5 protein-coding genes are annotated in these 3,839 nt (G+C 63.6%); 2 read left to right on the forward strand and 3 right to left on the reverse strand.

Annotated features, from left to right (window positions below; genetic code table 11):
- From XF30_RS30540 to XF30_RS30550, 3 genes are all read right to left on the reverse strand, one after another.
- A partial coding sequence (locus tag XF30_RS30540; RefSeq protein WP_109145911.1) for a sulfurtransferase occupies positions 1-653 on the reverse strand: 653 nt, incomplete at its 3' end.
- Positions 654-779: 126 nt separating this feature from the next.
- Complete coding sequence (locus XF30_RS30545; RefSeq protein ID WP_028179894.1) at positions 780-1,193, reverse strand: rhodanese-like domain-containing protein; 414 nt, start codon at positions 1,191-1,193, stop codon at positions 780-782.
- 126 nt (positions 1,194-1,319) lie between these two features.
- A complete protein-coding gene (locus XF30_RS30550; RefSeq protein ID WP_036042143.1) occupies positions 1,320-2,495 on the reverse strand; it encodes a vWA domain-containing protein in 1,176 nt (391 codons plus the stop codon).
- 123 nt (positions 2,496-2,618) lie between these two features.
- On the opposite strand from XF30_RS30550, the gene XF30_RS30555 reads away from it, so the two are divergent.
- Both XF30_RS30555 and XF30_RS30560 read left to right on the forward strand, forming a co-directional pair.
- Positions 2,619-2,864 (forward strand): GlsB/YeaQ/YmgE family stress response membrane protein, encoded by a 246-nt coding sequence (locus XF30_RS30555; RefSeq protein ID WP_036028526.1) that lies wholly within the window; start codon positions 2,619-2,621, stop codon positions 2,862-2,864.
- A 107-nt stretch (positions 2,865-2,971) separates the two neighbouring features.
- Entirely contained in the window at positions 2,972-3,814 is an 843-nt protein-coding gene (locus XF30_RS30560; RefSeq protein ID WP_036013181.1) for an AAA family ATPase, read from the forward strand.
- The last annotated feature ends 25 nt before the right edge of the window (positions 3,815-3,839 follow it).

Raw genomic sequence — 3,839 nt, forward strand, 5'->3', positions numbered from 1 at the left:
GGCTTCATCTCGCCGGTCGCGGCGTCGAACAGCAGATTGTAGGGCACGTTGCGGGCGCCGGGGATGTGACCGGAGCGGATGCCCGGGCGCGGCTCGGGCGCGCGGCCTTCGAAGCGATCGGCGGCGCGCGCGTCGATCACCTGCTCGTTGCGGCTTTCGACATTGGCGATCAGTTGCTGCATGCTGCGCACGCGGTTTGCGTCATAGCTCGCCGTGAAGGTCGTCGGCTTCGGCTTGACCTCGCCGCTCTCGGTCGCGCGTCCCTCAGTGCGCCACTTCTTCAGACCGCCATCGAGGATGCGCACGTTGCTGTGGCCATAGGACAGGAACATCCACCACGCACGCGGCGCTGCGACCCAGCCGCCGGCATCATAGAGCACGACGGTGTCCGCGTTGGAGATGCCGAGATTGCCGACGTCGCGGCCGAACTGCTCGGCGCTCGGAAACATGTGCGGCAGCGGGTTGGAATGATCCGACACCGCATCGACGTCGAAGAACACGGCGCCCGGCAGATGCGCGGCGAGATAATCGTCCTTCGGCAGCGGCAGCACGCCCGGCAGCTTGAAGCTGGCGTCGAGGATCTTGAGGTTGGCATCGCCGACGTGAGCGGCGAGCCATTCGGTGGAGACGAGGGGGTCGGTGGCGGTGGTCATGGGCTTTTCCTTGCGGTCATTCCGGGGCGCGCGTAGCGCGAGCCCGGAATCCATCGCGCGGCAGAGTCGGCGGATGAATGGATTCCTGGCTCGCGACTTCGTCGCGCCCCGGAATGACGAGAGGGGTCACCCCTTCTTCTTCGGCTCCCACTTCTCCGTGGGCCCGCCGGCATCGCGCCAGGCGGCGTAGCCGCCGGCGATGTGGGCGACGGGCTTGAGGCCCATGTCCTGCGCGGTCTTGGCGGCGAGCGCGGAGCGTAAGCCCCCGGCGCAGTGGAACACGAACTTCTTGTCTTCCTGGAAGATCGGTTTTGCGTACGGGCTCTGCGGGTCGATCCAGAATTCGAGCATGCCGCGGGTGCAGGCGAAGGCGCCGGGGATGCGGCCGTCGCGCTCGATCTCGCGGGGATCGCGGATGTCGACGATGACGACGTCGCCGTTCTTGGAGATCTCGATCGCGTCCTTGGCTGTGAGCGTCTCGATCTCGGCATTGGCCTCGTCGATCAGCGCCTTGATGCCGCGGGTGATGGTCTGGGGCATATGGTTCTCCCTCTTGTCATTCCGGGGCGCGCGCAGCGCGAGCCCGGAATCCATTTCTCTACACGCGCTGCGGCCCGATGGATTCCGGGCTCGATGCTGCGCATCGCCCCGGAATGACGGCGGGCGCTAGTGCGTCAATTCCTTCATCGCGGCTTCCAGCCCCTCGATCGTGATCGGATACATCCGGTTGGCGAAGATGCGCTTGATGATGGTGGTGGATTCCGAATAGTCCCAGTGCTTCTGCTGCACCGGGTTCAGCCACACCGTATGCGGATAGGTGCGGATGATGCGGTCGAGCCAGACCGAGCCCGGCTCCTCGTTGACGTGCTCGACCGAGCCGCCGGGCACCATGATCTCGTAAGGCGACATCGAGGCATCGCCGACGAACACGACCTTGTAGTCGTGCGGGTATTTGTGCAGCACATCCCAGGTCGGCGTGCGGTCGGTGAAGCGGCGCTTGTTCTGCTTCCACACGCCCTCATAGAGGCAGTTGTGGAAGTAGAAATACTCCATGTGCTTGAACTCGCTCTTCGCCGCCGAGAACAGCTCCTCGACCTGCTCGATATGCGCGTCCATCGAGCCGCCGATATCGAAGAACACCAGAAGCTTCACCGCATTGCGCCGCTCGGGGCGCATGTGCACGTCGAGATAGCCGTGATTGGCGGTCTCGCGAATGGTAGTGTCGAGATCGAGCTCGTCGGGCGCGCCGGTGCGGGCGAATTTGCGCAGGCGCCGCAGCGCCACCTTGATGTTGCGGATGCCGAGCTCGACATTGCCGTCGAGATCCTTGAACTCGCGCTTGTCCCACACCTTCACGGCGCGGTTGTTGCGGTTCTTCTCCTGGCCGATGCGCACGCCTTCGGGGTTATAGCCGTGTGCGCCGAACGGCGAGGTGCCGGCGGTGCCGATCCATTTGCTGCCGCCCTGGTGGCGGCCCTTCTGTTCCTCGAGGCGCTTCTTCAGCGTCTCCATGAGCTTGTCCCAGCCCATGGCCTCGATCTGCTTCTTCTCTTCTTCGGTCAGGTATTTCTCGGCGAGCTTCTTCAGCCACTCCTCGGGGATCTCCGCCTTGTCCATGGCCTCGAGCAGGCTTTCCAGCCCCTTGAACACCGTGCCGAAGACGCGATCGAACTTGTCGAGGTTGCGCTCGTCCTTCACCAGCGAGGCGCGCGACAGGTAATAGAAATTCTCGACCGTATAGTCCGCAAGGTCAGCGTCGAGCGCCTCCATCAGCGTGAGGTATTCGCGCAGCGTCACGGGGACCTGCGCATCGCGCAGAGAGGTGAAGAATTGCAGGAACATGGGTGACAGATTGCCCGTCGGGTGGCGAACGTCAAGGGGCGCAGACCGTCGCGGGACGCTGGACCGGCAGGCTTTTTGCTCTAGAATTGGCGACAATGAGGGGTTGTTTGGGGGACGTTTGCAATGGGAATTCTCGCAGCGCTGATCATCGGTGCCATCGCCGGCTGGCTTGCGGGCAAGATTGTCCATGGGGCGGGATTTGGGCTGATCGGCAACATCGTCGTCGGCATCATCGGCGCGCTGGTGGCGAGCTGGGTTCTGCCACAGCTGCACATCCAGCTGGCAACGGGCACAATCGGCGCCATCGTCGATGCCACGATCGGCGCGGTGATTGTGCTCGTCATCCTTTCGCTGATAAAACGGGTCTGAAAGCCTGACCGAACCAGGAACGGCCGCCGCGAGCGGCCGTTCGCTTGTCGTGACCGAGGCCATTGATACTGGCAATGCGTTGCGGCGACGACCAACAAGGACGCGCGATGAAATTTACCGGCACCAAGGACTATGTTGCGACCGACGATCTCAAGGTCGCCGTCAATGCTTCGATCGTGCTCGAGCGCCCGCTCCTGGTGAAGGGCGAGCCCGGCACCGGCAAGACGGTGCTGGCGGAGGAAGTGGCGAAGGCGCTGAACGCGCCGCTGCTGACCTGGCACATCAAGTCCACCACCAAGGCGCAGCAGGGCCTCTACGAATATGACGCGGTGTCGCGCCTGCGCGACAGCCAGCTCGGCGATGCGCGCGTGTCCGACATCCGGAACTACATCAAGCGGGGCAAGCTGTGGGACGCCTTCACCAGCGAGCAGCGCCCGGTGCTCCTGATCGACGAGATCGACAAGGCCGACATCGAATTTCCGAACGACCTCCTGCTCGAGCTCGATCGCATGGAATTCCATGTCTACGAGACCGGCGAGACGATCAAGGCGAAGCAGCGCCCGATCATGATGATCACCTCCAACAACGAGAAGGAGCTGCCCGACGCGTTCCTGCGCCGCTGCTTCTTCCACTACATCAAGTTCCCCGATGCCGACACGATGGGCCGCATCATCGACGTGCACTTCCCCGGCATCAAGAAGCGCCTGGTCGAGGAAGCCTTGCGCATCTTCTTTGAGGTGCGCGAGGTCCCGGGCCTGAAGAAGAAGCCGTCGACCTCGGAGCTGCTCGACTGGCTCAAGCTGCTGCTCAACGAGGACATGAGCGCCGAGCAGCTGCGCGAACGCGACCCGCGCAAGCTGATTCCGCCGCTGCACGGCGCGCTGCTGAAGAACGAGCAGGACGTGCATCTGTTCGAGCGGCTGGCGTTCTTGAGCCGAAGGGAAGTGTAGGCACGCCGTAACGCGTCGCATGGTG

Source organism: Bradyrhizobium sp. SUTN9-2 (assembly GCF_003122645.1).
Classification (GTDB): Bacteria; Pseudomonadota; Alphaproteobacteria; order Rhizobiales; family Xanthobacteraceae; genus Bradyrhizobium; species Bradyrhizobium yuanmingense.